Raw genomic sequence first — 14,211 nt, forward strand, 5'->3', positions numbered from 1 at the left:
ATTGCGTTAATCCTTCAGCCCAGCGGACCACCGCACGCTTTTGCCCATGAACAGGAGGTCAACCCATGAGCGTGCATGAACTCAAACGTCCGCCCGTTGCGGACACTGCCGAGTGGCGGGTCGCGGTGCCCCGGGCGCTGGAGCAATTGCGCCACTGGGCGCAGATCAGTCCGTTGCAACCGGCACTGCGCCATAAGCGCCACGGCCAGTGGTGTGTCTGGCGCTGGATCGATGTCTTGCGCGATGTCGAGCGTCTGGCCGACGGTTTGCGCCAGCAAGGTTTCACCGAGGATTCACGGCTGGCCCTCAGCGGTGCGTTCGAGCCGGATCTGTTGCTGCTGACCCTGGCCGCCCAACACATCGGCGGGCAATTGCTGACGCTGCCGGACAACCTCGACCCCGAAACCCTGCACAAAGCCCTGTGGCGCAGCCGTCCCACTCACGCCTTCGTCAAAGGTCGGCAGACGCAGCAACTCTGGCTCAATCAGGGCCAATCCCTGCTGAACTTCAACGACCTGCTCGGCCCGGTGGAAACCCCGCAACGGCTCAACCGCTGGAGCAAGAGCCCGCAACTGTGGAGCGAAGAGGGCACGCAATGGCAGGCCGGCCTCACGGTCTTGCTTGAGCAGTGGCTGACCAGCGGCCACTCCCTGGCCTTCCCGGAAAGCCCCGGCAGCGCCAGCCGCGACCGTCGCGAAGTGGCGCCTTCCGGGCTGTTGCTCTCGGCGGAACGCCTGCACCTGCTGGCGGCGGAAATCGAAAGCCGCCTCGCCCCACAAGGCACCTGGCGCCGGCGCCTGTGCGACTGGGCCATCGCCCATCCGGAAAAAGGCCTGCAACGCCTGATCAAAAATCGCGTTCGTCGACTGCTCGGTTTCCACAACCTGCATTTCATCTGGCAAGCCACGCGCACTCCAGACGTACACGTTGCGCCGGACTGGTTATCTGAATTCAAACGGGACATCGCATGACTTCGACCGATTCCATCCTGCAAGTCAGCGGCATTTCCCTGTCCTTCAAAGGCGTGAAAGCGATCAACGAACTGTCCTTCGACGTGCGTCGGGGCGAGATCTGCGCGCTGATCGGCCCCAACGGCGCGGGCAAGAGTTCGCTGCTCAATGTGCTGAACGGCGTGTACCGCTTCGACGCCGGTTCGATCGTCTTCGAGCAGCAGCCGTTCAAACGCATCGACCCGTTGAGCGCAGCGCGCCGGGGCATTGGCCGGACGTTCCAGAACAACGCGCTGTTCAAGAAGATGAGCGTGATCGACAACATCCTCACCGGCCTGTCGCGGCACCTGCGCAGCAGCTTCATCGAACAGGCGCTCAACCTGCCGCGAGCACGGCGTGAGGCTGAAGACTTCCGCCAGCAAGCCCAGGGCATTCTCGAATTCCTTGAACTGCAAGCCCACCGCGATGTGCCGGTGGGAAACCTTTCCTACGGCCTGCAAAAACGAGTGGAACTGGGCCGCGCCCTGATCGCCGGTCCGCGCCTGTTGCTGCTGGATGAGCCGATGGCCGGGATGAACGCCGAAGAGAAACAGGAAATGGCCCGTTTCATCGCCGACATCAACCGCGACCTCGGCACCACAGTGGTGTTGATCGAGCACGACATGAGCGTGGTCATGGGCCTGTCCGACCACGTCGTGGTCCTCGATTACGGACGCAAGGTCGGCGACGGCACGCCCGCCGAAATGCAGGCCGATCCGGAAGTGATCGCGGCGTATCTGGGAGTGGTGCACTGATGACGTTCTTTTTCGAAACCCTGCTCGGCGGCCTGCTCGCCGGGACCATGTATTCGCTGGTCGCCATCGGCTTCGTGCTGATCTACAAGGCCAGCGGCGTGTTCAATTTCGCCCAGGGCGCGATGCTGCTGTTCGCCGCGCTGACCTTCGTCAGCCTGCACGATCAGGGTGTGCCATTCGCTTTGGCACTGTTGCTGACGGTGGTGGTGATGATCATCGGCGCGTTGCTGATCGAACGGCTGGTGCTGCGGCCACTGGTCAATCGCTCGCAGATCACCTTGTTCATGGCGACCCTCGGGTTGTCGTTCATCATCGAGGGCCTGGCCCAAGGCTTGATGGGTTCGCAAGTGCGGGCGTTGGACCTGGGCATCGACGACGTGCCGGTGTTCATCGGCGGGATGATGGTCAGCCAGTTCGATCTGATCGCGGCGGCCGCCGCCATTGTGCTGGTGACGGTGCTGGCGCTGTTGTTCAACAAGACCCGCATTGGCGTGTCGCTGCGCGCGGTCGCCGATGACACGACGGCCGCGTTATCGATCGGCATCAACCTCAACCGCATCTGGCAGATCGTCTGGGCCGTGGCGGGCATTGTCGGGCTGGTGGCGGGATTGCTCTGGGGCGCTCGCCAGGGCGTGCAGTTTTCCCTGTCGCTGGTGGTGCTCAAGGCCTTGCCCGTGTTGATCATCGGCGGCTTCACCTCGATTGGCGGCGCCATCGTCGGCGGGTTGATTGTCGGCGCGGCGGAGAACCTCGCCGAGGTCTACATCGGTCCGCTGATCGGTGGCGGCATCACGCCGTGGTTCGCCTACGTCCTGGCCCTGGCCTTCCTGTACATCCGTCCCGCCGGCCTGTTCGGCGAGCGCGCCATCGAGCGAGTCTGAACCCATGTCGATTTCCCTTACCCGCGAAACCGCGCCATCGGTGTTGACCCAGCGTCGTGTGCCGTTTGGACTGCTTGGCCTGTTATTGATCGCCTTCGTTGTCGTCCCGCTGACCGGCAACGACTATTGGCTGAACGCGATCCTGATCCCGTTTCTGGTGTTGTCCCTGGCCGGCCTCGGCCTGAACTTGCTCACCGGCTACACCGGCCAGACTTCGGTCGGCGCGGCCGGGTTCATGGCGGTCGGGGCGTTCGCCACCTACGGATTTTTGCTGCGCTTGCCTGAACTCGGTCTGCCCGTCGCGTTGCTCGGCGGCGGATTGATCAGTGCCGTGGTGGGTTTCATCTTTGGCCTGCCGAGCTCGCGGATCAAAGGGTTTTACCTGATGGTCACCACATTGGCTGCGCAGTTTTTCCTCGAATGGCTGTTCGTCAAATTCCCCTGGTTCTACAACTACGGTTCGTCCGGGACCATTTCCGCACCGAAACTGGCGTTGTTCGGTCAGGACCTGAACACGCCACTCGGCCGTTATCTCCTGACCCTGACGACCGTGTTGTTGCTGACCTGGGTGGCGGTGAACCTGGTGAAAAGCCAGATCGGCCGCAACTGGATGGCGATCCGCGACATGGACACTGCCGCCGCCGTGATCGGCATTCCGGTGGTGCGCTACAAGCACCTGGCGTTCGCCGTCAGCTCGTTCTACCTCGGCATCGCCGGGGCGCTGTGGGCCTTCGCCTATCTGGGTACGGCCAGCGCCAGCAGCTTCGATATCAATCGATCGTTCCAGATCCTGTTCATCATCATTATCGGCGGCATGGGCAGCATTGCCGGCAACTTCGTCGGTGCGGCGTTTATCAGCCTGTTGCCGATCCTGCTCAGCCACGCCGGGCAAGCGCTGTTCGGTGGATCGGTGGACGCGGGGCAACTGCAGAACCTGCAAAAAATCATCTTCGGCGTGCTGATCATCCTGTTCCTGATCAAGGAGCCGGAAGGCCTGATCCGCCTGCTGGGCAACCTTCGTGAACGGCTGAGTCACTGGCCGCTGCGCTTCTGAATCCTTCCCACTATTAGAGAGACAACATGCGTGCATCCTTGAAACGTTCGTTGGTCGGCGCCGCTTTGACGCTGGCCGTTTTCAGCAGTGCGGTGCCGGTGGTCCAGGCCTCGGCAGACCAGCAATTCTTTCCATTGGCCACTTACCGCGTCGGCGCTTATGCCTCCAGCGGTGTGCAGGTCTGGGCCGGCATGCTCGATTACCTGAACTACATCAATGAGGTGGAAGGCGGGATCAACGGCGTCAAACTGGTCTGGCAGGAATGCGAAACCGAGTGGACGGCGGAGAAAGGCATCGAGTGCTACGAGCGCTTCAAGAACGGCCTGGATGGCGCCCCGGTGGCGATCTATTCACCCAACGGCGCCCCGGCGGCGTATGCGCTGAGCGAGCGCGCGGAAGTCGACAAGATCCCGCTGATCACCCTCGGCTACGGGCGCACCGAAGCCACCGACGGCACGGTGTTCCCCTACAACTTCCCGGTGATGCTGACCTTCTACAGCGAGGCGTCGAGCCTGATCAATTACATCGCCCAGCGCGAGGGCGGCTTCGACAAGCTCAAGGGCAAGAAAATCGCCACGGTCTACCACGACTCGGCCTACGGTCGCGAAACCCTTGGGCCGCTGAAGTTGCTGGCGGAGAAATACGGTTTCGAAAATATCCAGATCCCGGTGGCCGATCCGGGCAACGAGCAATCGGCACAATGGCGGCAGATTCGCCAGGTCAACCCGGACTGGGTGTTCCTGCGCACCTGGGGCGTGTCGACGCCGGTAGCGGTGAAAACCGCGGCGCGTTTCGGCTTTCCGGTTGACCATATCGTCGGCGACATCTGGGCCAGTTCGAGCGAGGACGTATTGCCCGCAGGCGCTGCCGCCAAGGGTTACCTGGCGCTGACGCCATACCCGGCCGGCACCGACTTCGAGATCCACAAGCGCCTCAAGCAATACATTCTCGACAAGGGCAAAAGCGACCTCAAGGACCTGAAGAATTTCGGCAGCGTCTATTACAACTCCGGGCTGGTGAACGCGGCGGTGATGGTCGAAGCGATCCGCACGGCCCAGGGCAAATTTGGCAAGCGTCCGTTGAATGGCGAGGAAGGACGCTGGGGGCTGGAACACCTGAACATTGACGACGCACGGCTCAAGGACATGGGCTATTTCGGCCTGATGCAGAACCTCAAACTGTCGTGCAAGGATCACGAAGGCGGCGGTTCGGCGCGGGTCCAGCAGTGGGACGGCGCCAACTGGACGCTGATCAGTGACTGGATCGCCGCCGACCGCGCCTTGCTGCGGCCCTTGATCGACGAAAAATCCGCGGCCTTCGCCAAGGAAAAAGGCCTGACGCCACGCACCTGCACCGGGGACGAGTAACCCATGAGCGAAGCCGCCAGTGATATTGCTGCCAACGAACTGCTGCGAGTCAACGACATCGAGGTGATCTACGACGGCGCGATCCTGGCGGTGGCCGGGGTGTCGCTGACGGTGCCCAAGGGCGGCATCGTCGCCTTGCTCGGCGCCAACGGCGCGGGCAAAAGCACCACGCTCAAGGCGATTTCCGGGTTGGTGCGGGCCGAGCGGGCGGAGGTCAGTCGCGGCACGATCGAGTTCCTCGGTCGCGATACGGCGGGTGTCGATCCGAGTGTGCGGGTGCGCCAAGGGATGGTGCATGTGCTGGAGGGACGACACGTGTTTCCGCAGCTGACGGTCGAAGACAACCTGCGCAGTGGCGGTTTTGTACGGGGGTTGAGTCGCCAGGACATGGCCCGGGACCTGGAGCGGATCTACGCCTGGTTTCCACGCCTGAAAACCAAGCGCAAGACCCAGGCCGGACTGACCTCCGGTGGCGAGCAGCAGATGGTCGCCATCGGCCGGGCGTTGATGACCCGTCCTACTTTGGTACTGCTTGATGAACCTTCCATGGGTTTGGCGCCTATTATCGTCCAGGAGATTTTCGAGATCGTCGCGCAACTCAATCGCGAGGAGCAGGTGAGCTTCCTGATTGCCGAGCAAAACATTAATGTGGCGCTCAAGTACGCATCACAGGCCTACGTCCTCGACACCGGCCGGGTGGTGTTGTCCGGCAGCAGCGAAGCGTTGCTGGCGCGGGGCGATCTGCACGATTTTTATCTAGGTAAACATTGATCATTGGGAATGCCATGACTGAAACCCGAAGCGGACAGGCGACCGACGTCATCCGCCACGCAGACATCCTGATCATCGGCGGCGGCCTCAGCGGCGCGATGCTGGCGGCGCAGTTGTTGCGCCTGCCCGGCAAGCGCTCGTTGCTGGTGATCGAGCCCCGCGCCGAGCTTGGCCGGGGCGAGGCGTACAGCGCGGTCGAGCTGGGCCATACACTCAACGGCAACGCGGCGCGCATGAGCGTCGACCCGGACAACGCCGATGACCTGACCCAATGGCTGACCGCGTACATCGCGGCCGGTGGCTGGCCGGAGTCGGATGAGCAGCATGTGCCGGTCAGCGAGCTGTTTCCGCCACGGGGACTCTTCGGTGTGTATGTGCAGCAACGCCTGGCCGAAGCGCAAGCGGTGGGCGCCTTGAATGGCTCGACCGTCGAACATGTACGGGCCGAGGTGGTTGACCTGGAAGCGCTGGACGATTCGGTGCGGCTGAGATTGAGTGACGGCCAGCGATTGCAGGGTGGGCATGCAGTGCTGGCCACGGGAATGTTCCCTGCCGCACGCACGCCGCAGACCGAGTCCAGCGGTTTGAACGCTGCGGCACTCGATCCGTGGGACGTCGCGGCCATGCGTCAGCTCGACCCGCAATCGACGGTGCTGATCATCGGTTCGGGGCTGACCATGGTCGATGCCGTGGTGTCGCTGGAACAGGCCGGGCATCGCGGGCCGATCGAAGTGTTTTCCCGGCATGGGCTGCTGCCGCACGTGCGTCGGCAACCGCCGGCCTGGGCGGATTTTCTGGCCGAGGATCACAGCATTCGTACGCCGCGACAGTTGGTGCGCGAACTGCGTCGGCACTGCCGGGACGCTATCGCTCGGGGCATCGATTGGCAGGCCCCGCTCGACACCGTGCGGGCGCACATTGGCCGTTTGTGGAATCAGGCGACGGACGTGCAGCGTCGACAGTTTGTGCGGCATGTGCGGCCGTGGTGGGAGAGTCATCACCATCGTTCGCCGCCGTTGAGTGCGGAACTGGTGGCGCGATTGCACGGGGAAGGGCGGTTGCGGATTCAGGCGGCTTCGTTCAAGGGGCTTGAGCCTTCTTCGGGGGGTGAGGTGAGCATTCGGGTCCGTCGTCGTGGTGAAGGTGAAACGGTTGTTGTCAGCGGGGCGGCGTTGATCAATTCCAGCGGCATCGAGTACGACTGGCGGCGGGTGGCGCGACCGTTGCCGCAGCAGTTGCTGGCGCGCGGGTTGGTGCGGCCAGGGCCGTTGGCGTTGGGGATTGCGGCGGCGGTTGATGGCGCGGTGCTGGGGGAAGATGGGCGGGTTGTCGGTCGGTTGTTTGCCATGGGGCCGCCGTTGCGGGGGATGTGGTGGGAGAGTACGGCGGTGACTGATGTGGCTAGTCAGGCCAAGGCTTTGGCTCTGCGTTTGGCTGGGATGGGGTAGGGGTCATATCCGTTTCTTCGGTAACGGCGGCTGGCGGTTTCGCTCTTACAGCGAGTTACTTGGAAAAGCGCCAAGTAACCAAGCGCCCCTGACGTACGGCCTTCCGACGGGGCAGATCAAGATCAAAAGCAAAGCGAGGCGGCCTGAGAGCCGGCCTGAAGTTCGTCAGGATCATTGGGGGTGAATATCAATTTCATGCCCCCTACAATCCCCTGTGGGAGCGGGCTTGCTCGCGAAGGCGGACTTACATTCAACATAAATGTCGACTGATACGGCCTCTTCGCGAGCAAGCCCGCTCCCACAGTTAATCGAGGTTGGTCCAGAAGAATGTGAATGATCAAGTCAGCGAAGCGCGCCCGTTTGAAGAGCCAGGCCGGCCGGTAGGCCGCCTCGGTTGCATTGGCGATGGTCGCCCCGCCGTAAGGGCGAAACCAATAGCCGCCGTTACCGCAGCAACGGATATGCCCCAAAAAAAGAACCCCCGGAAAGACCAAATCTCCCGGGGGTTCGTGTTTCCAGCAGCACAAGCCGCCCAATCAATAACGCTGATACTTGGAACCAAACTCAGGACGGTTTTCAGCCACATAAAGTGTGCTCGCCTGGCTGTCTTTACGATCAACACCCACCGTATTCACATTCAAAGTAGCTGGCTGACTCACCTTCGCTGCCGCCGCAACCACTGGCAAAGTAGCGTGAGGCGCAGCAAAAGCCGACGTAGCACCAAGAACCGACAGGGCGAAACCAAGACCGATAATGCTTTTCATGATGTAGCTCCAGAAGCGTGGGAAGAAGATGGGTCCACTGTAGTGCTGGAGCTGCACGATGAAAAAACACCCTGACGCATAGTCGTTATCGAGAACGTTGATCCGCCATCAGCGCGGTGTGCGATCCACCAGCCAGCGCTGCTTGAGTTGTTCCAGCCGGCCATCCCGGCTCATCTCGTCCAGCGCCTGCTGCCAGCGCGCGACCTGGCGCGCATCGGTCCGCGGTGAAAAGGCAATGTAGGTGGCTTGCTTCATCAACGGGATCTGATAGTGCAATTGCTCGGGTGGCAAACCTTCCTCACGGGCCATGCTGGTGACGGACAGCGTGTCGGCCACCACAAATTCGGTTCGGCCCAGGCGCGCCAGACGCATCATTTGTTCGGGGGTTTCCACGCCGTACAGATTGCTCAGGTCCTGTTTCTGCAAGTAGCTGTAGACCAGCCATTTCCGTGGAACGGCAATTCGACCCTGACGGCTGGCCTCCAGCAGACTGCGCACCCGTTGGCTGCTGTCCGTGGAGAACAGTGCGGTTTCCACCTCCATCAAGGGGCCGACCCACTGATACTGGCTGTCACGCTCGGCGGTGCGCATCACGGTGAACACGCCGGTGGCGGGCTCGGTGCTCGCTATGTGCAAGGCGCGCAGCAACGGCACTTGCTGAAAGTGCACCTGGTCGCCAGCGGTGTCGGCCAGCGCCTGCACCACATCCACGCCAAACCCCACCAGCGCGTTGCCCTGCTGAAAATGCAGGGGCGGGTGGTTGTCGGTGAGCATGTTCAGGTCTGCCGCGGTCGCAGTGAACGTCAGGAAAATCAGCAGACAACCGGCCAAGCGCTTCATGAATCGTCCTTGATGAAATGAAGCGCAAATCTTAGTACGCGCCTGCTGCAACTGTCCCGCGCAATCGTCGGGCTTTTGCGTCAGAACTCAGGATTTATGCGTATCGCACGCCACGGTGGGAACGATCAGGCAACAAAAAAGCCCGGGGTCTCCGGGCTTGGGGTGTTGCGGATTAACGGGAGATCAATACCGCTGATATTTCGAACCGAACTCGGCGCGGTTTTCTGCAACCACCACACCCCCTTTCACGGCGTTGTCCGGGCTGACCAGCGCAACACGTTCGCGCAGTTCCTGCAGACGATCCGCACCGCCTTCAGCGACGCGATTTTCGATCAGGCGATCGGAGCCACCTTCAGCCACACGTTCACGCAGCTCTTGCAGACGATCAGCACCACCTTCAGCCACACGATTCTGTTGCAGGCGATCCGAACCACCTTCCACCAGCAGTTGCTGGACCTGGCTGTGGGACGCGGCGCTCAGGGTGTTGGCCGAGGCCAGGTTCGACAGGCCAAGACCGCCTACCAGTGCCAGACCGAGTGCCAGGGACGAGACTTTCGAGAAGTTGAACATGGGTGATTCTCCGTGCGCTTGAGTTTGAGTGAGTCGGTAGCTGCTGCTATCCGGTGAACACAGTTAAACGCTCGGGTGTATCGCGGATGTGTGCCTGAACGGGGCGAAATCGGCTTCTGCGTATCTGGCGTGGCTTCCTATACACAAGGATACAAATCCCCATGAAAAAACCGCGATGCCTGCCTGACCCGCTCGTTTGCGTTCAGGGCCGAATACGCAAGCCATCCTCGGCGAACTGCACCGGGCCCTGGTAAGCACGGTGGATCGACTGCATGACTGTATCGCGGGATTCGTCGATGTCCCGGGACAGATGGCTGAGCAGCAGGCCCGACACCTGTGCTGTGGCGCTGATCTTGCCGATGTCGCCGGGCGCGGTGTGCAGGCTGTAGAGCGCGGGTGGGGAGGCGGGAGGATCGAGGACTGGCGCGTTGAACACCAGCAGGTCGGAATTCCTTGCGATGCGTGTTAGCGCGGCATGGCCGTGGGCATCGATATCGCCGCTGAAGGTGATGCTTTTACCCCGGTAATCGACGCGGTAGATCACGGCCGGTGCGTCGCGATGGTGGCCGGTCACGGCGCTGATCATCAGGCCGTTCCGGCTGAGGAGGGTCTTGGGTGCCGTGACGTTCTCATGGTCTGTGGTGTTGAAACTCACGGTGCCGGCGAAGTCCTGCAAATAGCTGAAGGCGCCGTGCTCGCCGAACATCAGGTCGATGTAGCGGCGAGTGGAAGGGAACGGTTGAGCGGCACCCGGTCCGAACACTTCAAAGGTGATGTCCGAGCGTGAAGCCACGGCCCGCGCCTTGACGATGCCTGGCAGTTCCGCCACGTGGTCCACGTGCAAATGGGTCAGCAGCACGATGTCCAGGCGGCGGATGTCGAGCTTCGCTTCACCCAGCCGTACGAACGTTCCCGGCCCGGCATCCAGCAGGATTCGTGGCGTGCCATCCAGCAGCAATACGTAACCGGCGCCGGCACGGCCGCCGGCGCCGGGTCCGCCCGAGCCCAGCACCACCAGTTCCAGTGGCGCCACGGTGGGTTCCGCGGCCAGCGCGCTGCTAACGTCAAGGCTGAAAGAGAGCGTCGCAGCCAGCAGTAGCGCTGCGCAAAACCGCAGCAGATCGGGGATCGAGATCAACGTTTACAGCGCCGCTATGTCGGTGTCGAGAGCGTCAGTTCCGCACACAAGCCGCCGCCTTCGCGGTTGCTTAGCGTCAGCGAGCCGCCAATGGCCAGTGCCAGTTGCTGGGCGATGGCCAGGCCCAGCCCTGTGCCGCCGGTGTTGCGGTTACGCGAATTTTCCACGCGATAGAACGGCATCAAGACCTGCGCCAGCTCTTCTTCAGCGATCCCCGGCCCGCGATCCAGCACTTTGATCGATTGCGTGCCGTCGACTTTTGATTCCACCCACAACTCGGCAGCGCCGGCGAATTTCAGCGCGTTATCCGTCAGATTGACCAGAACCCGACGTAGCGCATGGGGCCGAGTATCAATCACCCCGGCAGTGTCCCCGCTCAGTTCCACGGCCTTGCCCATGTCCTGATAGTCGAACACCAGGCTGACGAGAAACGAATTCAGATCGATCCGGCAACTGGCCTCGGTGGCGCCGTGAACGCTGCGGGCATACGCCACGCCTTCGCGCACCAGGTGCTCGATTTCGCTGAGGTCGTTCGAGAGTTTGTCTTTCTCGCTGGAGTCGTCCATGAATTCGGCGCGCAGTTTCATGCGCGTGATCGGCGTTTGCAGGTCATGGGAAATCGCCGCCAGCAGTTGCATGCGCTCTTTAAGATAAGCCGCAATGCGTGCCTGCATGGCATTGAACGCCTTGGCCGCGTGAGCGACTTCGGTCGGGCCTTTTTCGTCCAGGTGCACCGCGTGGGTGTTGGGGTCGAGGGTATCCACCGCTCGAGCCAGTCGGGTCAGCGGGCGAATGGCGACCCTGACCGCCAGCCAGGTGCAGATCAGCAACAGCGTCAGCTGCACCAGCAACACCATCGGCAGCCACGAGGACAGCGGCATCACCGAAGGCCGCACATCAATGGTCAGCGGGCTGCCATCGGCGAGCTTCAAGTGCGCCTGGAAATGTTGCTGCGCACCTTCGATCCGGGTGAAGGCCAGCGCATATTGCCGACCCACCGCATCTTCAATCGACTGCACCGCGTCATGGGCATCTTTAGGGTCAATCGGTGTGCCCGGCAGGCCTTCGCCCAGCAGATAGCGATAGGTACGACGTTCGAAGCGCGGCACCCAGTCGGCCCGTTCGGCAGCGGGCAAGCGGTCGAGGATCGAGACCGCGATCGACACGTCGTTTTCCAGGTTGCCCAACAGCATCGCCTCGGCGCTGCGATAGCGTTCATAGAACTGCACGCCGAAGGACAAACCGTGGGCGACGATCAGGCCCACCAGGAAAATCAGTGACAGCTGAGAGGCCAGCGTCCGCGGCCAGCACAGGGCGAATTTCATGACTCGGCGCCAAGCAATTCCACCGGATAGGAAAACACGTAGCCTTCGCTGCGCACGGTTTTGATGTAGGTCGATTCCCGCGAGTCATCCATCAACCGCTGACGCAGGCGGCTCACCAGCAAATCGATGGAACGGTCGAACAGGTCGGCATCGCGACCCTGGGTCAGGTTCAGCAACTGGTCGCGACTGAGCACCCGTTGCGGATGATCGAGGAACACGCGCAGCAGTCGATATTCGGCGCCGCTGAGGGCGACCATGGTGCCGTCTTCGTCCAGCAGGTGCCGGGCGGTGGTGTCCAGGCGCCAGCGACCGAAACCCAGCAATCGACCGCTTTCGGTGATCAGCAGGTTGGGCGGGAGCATCCGGGTGCGACGCAGCACAGCATTGATCCGCGCCAGCAGTTCGCGGGCGGCGAAGGGTTTGGTCAGGTAATCGTCGGCACCCATTTCCAGACCGAGGATGCGGTCGGTTTCGTCGTTGCGGGCGGTGAGCATCAGGATCGGCGTGGCCTTGTGCTTGCCCGAGCGCAATTCTCGGCACAGCAACAGGCCGTCATCGCCGGGCATCATGATGTCCAGCACGATCAGGTCCACCTGGTTGGTTTCCAGAAAGCTGCGCATCTGCCGGCCATCGGCAACCACGGTGGTGCGCAGGCCGTTCTTCTTCAGGTAATTGCCGACCAGCTCGCGGATCTCGCGATCGTCGTCGACGATCAGGATGTGGTTCACATGTTCCATCGCTCAACCCTCTTGTTATTCGCACGTTGCGCATTCTAGGGAGCCGCATCGCTGCTGCCTGCCGGCCTTTGTATCTCACTGTATCTGAAGATGTCATAGATACATTGGTATACACGGCAGCATTTTTCGGGGGCGGGTGTATCGAAGTGTATCGAGCACCCCGTGTGACACCTTACGCCTTAAAAGCCCCGGTTTTGCGACACATGGCAGATACCTCGGATCGATTAAATGGGTTCCATCGAGACAAGACAACTTGCCTCACACCGACTACCCATTGAAACCTTGAGGACATCACCATGAACCGGAACACACTCTTCGCTGCCAGCGTCTTTGCCATTCTGAACATCGCTGCGTTTTCCGCCCACGCCGATGTCCAGCCCCCATCGCAGACACACGCCGGCGGCACCCATCTGGACATCAAGAAGGTTATTTCAACGGTAGATGACGGCGGCAGCCATTGCGGGATCGTCAATGCGCGGATGACGTACCTGGACTCCAGCGGCACACAGAAAGTGCTGGATTACAGCAAGTTTGCAGAGTGCGGCAACCAGGGCGGTTGATCGCCGGGAGGGTGTCGAGCACAACGTTCGTGCGCGACACAATCCCCTGTGGGAGCGTGGCTTGCCCGCGATGAGGCCACCACTTTCAACATCATTGTTGCCTGCCCGGCCGCTATCGCAGGCAAGCCAGCTCCCACAGTTGAACGGTGTCGAGCGCAACGTTTGTGCACGACACAATCCCCTGTGGGAGCGTGGCTTGCCCGCGATGAGGCCATCACTTTCAACATTATTGTTGCCTGCCCGGCTGCTATCGCAGGCAAGCCAGCTCCCACAGTTGAACGGTGTCGAGCGCAACGTTTGTGCACGACACCATCCCCTGTGGGAGCGTGGCTTGCCCGCGATGAGGCCACCACTTTCAACATCATTGTTGCCTGCCCGGCCGCTATCGCAGGCAAGCCAGCTCCCACAGTTGAACGGTGTCGAGCGCAACGTTCGTGCACGACACCATCCCTTGTGGGAGCGTGGCTTGCCCGCGATGAGGCCATCACTTTCAACATCATTGTTGCCTGCCCGGCTGCTATCGCAGGCAAGCCAGCTAGCTCCCACAGTTGAACGGTGTCGAGCGCAACGTTCGTGCACGACACCATCCCCTGTGGGAGCGTGGCTTGCCCGCGATGAGGCCAGCACTTTCAACATCATTGTTGCCTGCCCGGCCGCTATCGCAGGCAAGCCAGCTCCCACAGTTGAACGGTGTCGAGCGCAACGTTTGTGCACGACACAATGCCCTGTGGGAGCGTGGCTTGCCCGCGATGAGGCCATCACTTTCAACATCATTGTTGCCTGCCCGGCTGCTATCGCTGGCAAGCCCGCTCCCACAGTTGAACGGTGTCGAGCGCAACGTTCGTGCACGACACCATCCCTTGTGGGAGCGTGGCTTGCCCGCGATGAGGTCATCACTTTCAACATTATTGTTGCCTGCCCGGCCGCTATCGCAGGCAAGCCAGCTCCCACAGTTGAACGGTGTCGAGCGCAACATTTGTGCACGACACAATCCCCTGTGGGAGCGTGGCTT

14 protein-coding genes are annotated in these 14,211 nt (G+C 61.7%); 8 read left to right on the plus strand and 6 right to left on the minus strand.

The window, feature by feature from the left end; all coding sequences use genetic code 11:
* Positions 1-65 precede the first annotated feature (65 nt).
* The 7 genes from J2Y86_RS00200 to J2Y86_RS00230 are packed head-to-tail and all read left to right on the plus strand — an operon-like array spanning position 66 to position 7,265.
* Entirely contained in the window at positions 66-971 is a 906-nt protein-coding gene (locus tag J2Y86_RS00200; RefSeq protein ID WP_253427179.1) for an AMP-binding protein, read from the plus strand.
* On the plus strand, positions 968-1,744 hold the full coding sequence (locus tag J2Y86_RS00205; protein WP_253427181.1) for an ABC transporter ATP-binding protein: 777 nt from the start codon (positions 968-970) through the stop codon (positions 1,742-1,744). The genes J2Y86_RS00200 and J2Y86_RS00205 overlap by 4 nt, the downstream gene beginning before the upstream one ends.
* A complete protein-coding gene (locus J2Y86_RS00210) occupies positions 1,744-2,625 on the plus strand; it encodes a branched-chain amino acid ABC transporter permease (RefSeq protein WP_253427184.1) in 882 nt (293 codons plus the stop codon). Before J2Y86_RS00205 ends, J2Y86_RS00210 begins: the two co-directional genes overlap by 1 nt.
* A gap of 4 nt (positions 2,626-2,629) precedes the next feature.
* Positions 2,630-3,679, plus strand: coding sequence for a branched-chain amino acid ABC transporter permease (locus J2Y86_RS00215; protein ID WP_253427186.1), 1,050 nt, complete (start codon positions 2,630-2,632; stop codon positions 3,677-3,679).
* Positions 3,680-3,705: 26 nt separating this feature from the next.
* Entirely contained in the window at positions 3,706-5,046 is a 1,341-nt protein-coding gene (locus J2Y86_RS00220) for an ABC transporter substrate-binding protein (RefSeq protein ID WP_253427188.1), read from the plus strand.
* A 3-nt stretch (positions 5,047-5,049) separates the two neighbouring features.
* On the plus strand, positions 5,050-5,817 hold the full coding sequence (locus tag J2Y86_RS00225; RefSeq protein WP_253427189.1) for an ABC transporter ATP-binding protein: 768 nt from the start codon (positions 5,050-5,052) through the stop codon (positions 5,815-5,817).
* 14 nt (positions 5,818-5,831) lie between these two features.
* On the plus strand, positions 5,832-7,265 hold the full coding sequence (locus J2Y86_RS00230) for an FAD/NAD(P)-binding protein (protein WP_253427190.1): 1,434 nt from the start codon (positions 5,832-5,834) through the stop codon (positions 7,263-7,265).
* 536 nt (positions 7,266-7,801) lie between these two features.
* Here the strand turns inward: J2Y86_RS00230 and J2Y86_RS00235 are convergent.
* From J2Y86_RS00235 to J2Y86_RS00260, 6 genes are all read right to left on the minus strand, one after another.
* Complete coding sequence (locus tag J2Y86_RS00235; protein WP_253427191.1) at positions 7,802-8,029, minus strand: hypothetical protein; 228 nt, start codon at positions 8,027-8,029, stop codon at positions 7,802-7,804.
* Between the two features lie 108 nt (positions 8,030-8,137).
* On the minus strand, positions 8,138-8,869 hold the full coding sequence (locus J2Y86_RS00240) for a substrate-binding periplasmic protein (RefSeq protein ID WP_253427192.1): 732 nt from the start codon (positions 8,867-8,869) through the stop codon (positions 8,138-8,140).
* 183 nt (positions 8,870-9,052) lie between these two features.
* Complete coding sequence (locus tag J2Y86_RS00245; RefSeq protein WP_253427193.1) at positions 9,053-9,439, minus strand: hypothetical protein; 387 nt, start codon at positions 9,437-9,439, stop codon at positions 9,053-9,055.
* 202 nt (positions 9,440-9,641) lie between these two features.
* Complete coding sequence (locus tag J2Y86_RS00250; RefSeq protein WP_253427195.1) at positions 9,642-10,577, minus strand: MBL fold metallo-hydrolase; 936 nt, start codon at positions 10,575-10,577, stop codon at positions 9,642-9,644.
* Between the two features lie 14 nt (positions 10,578-10,591).
* A complete protein-coding gene (locus tag J2Y86_RS00255) occupies positions 10,592-11,902 on the minus strand; it encodes an ATP-binding protein (protein WP_253427197.1) in 1,311 nt (436 codons plus the stop codon).
* Complete coding sequence (locus tag J2Y86_RS00260) at positions 11,899-12,639, minus strand: response regulator (RefSeq protein WP_017339377.1); 741 nt, start codon at positions 12,637-12,639, stop codon at positions 11,899-11,901. The genes J2Y86_RS00255 and J2Y86_RS00260 overlap by 4 nt, the downstream gene beginning before the upstream one ends.
* Before the next feature lie 296 nt (positions 12,640-12,935).
* Here J2Y86_RS00260 and J2Y86_RS00265 point away from each other — a divergent pair, with 296 nt between their 5' ends.
* On the plus strand, positions 12,936-13,199 hold the full coding sequence (locus tag J2Y86_RS00265; RefSeq protein ID WP_253427199.1) for a DUF2790 domain-containing protein: 264 nt from the start codon (positions 12,936-12,938) through the stop codon (positions 13,197-13,199).
* Positions 13,200-14,211 lie beyond the last annotated feature (1,012 nt).

Source organism: Pseudomonas migulae, from assembly GCF_024169315.1.
GTDB lineage: Bacteria > Pseudomonadota > Gammaproteobacteria > Pseudomonadales > Pseudomonadaceae > Aquipseudomonas > Aquipseudomonas migulae_B.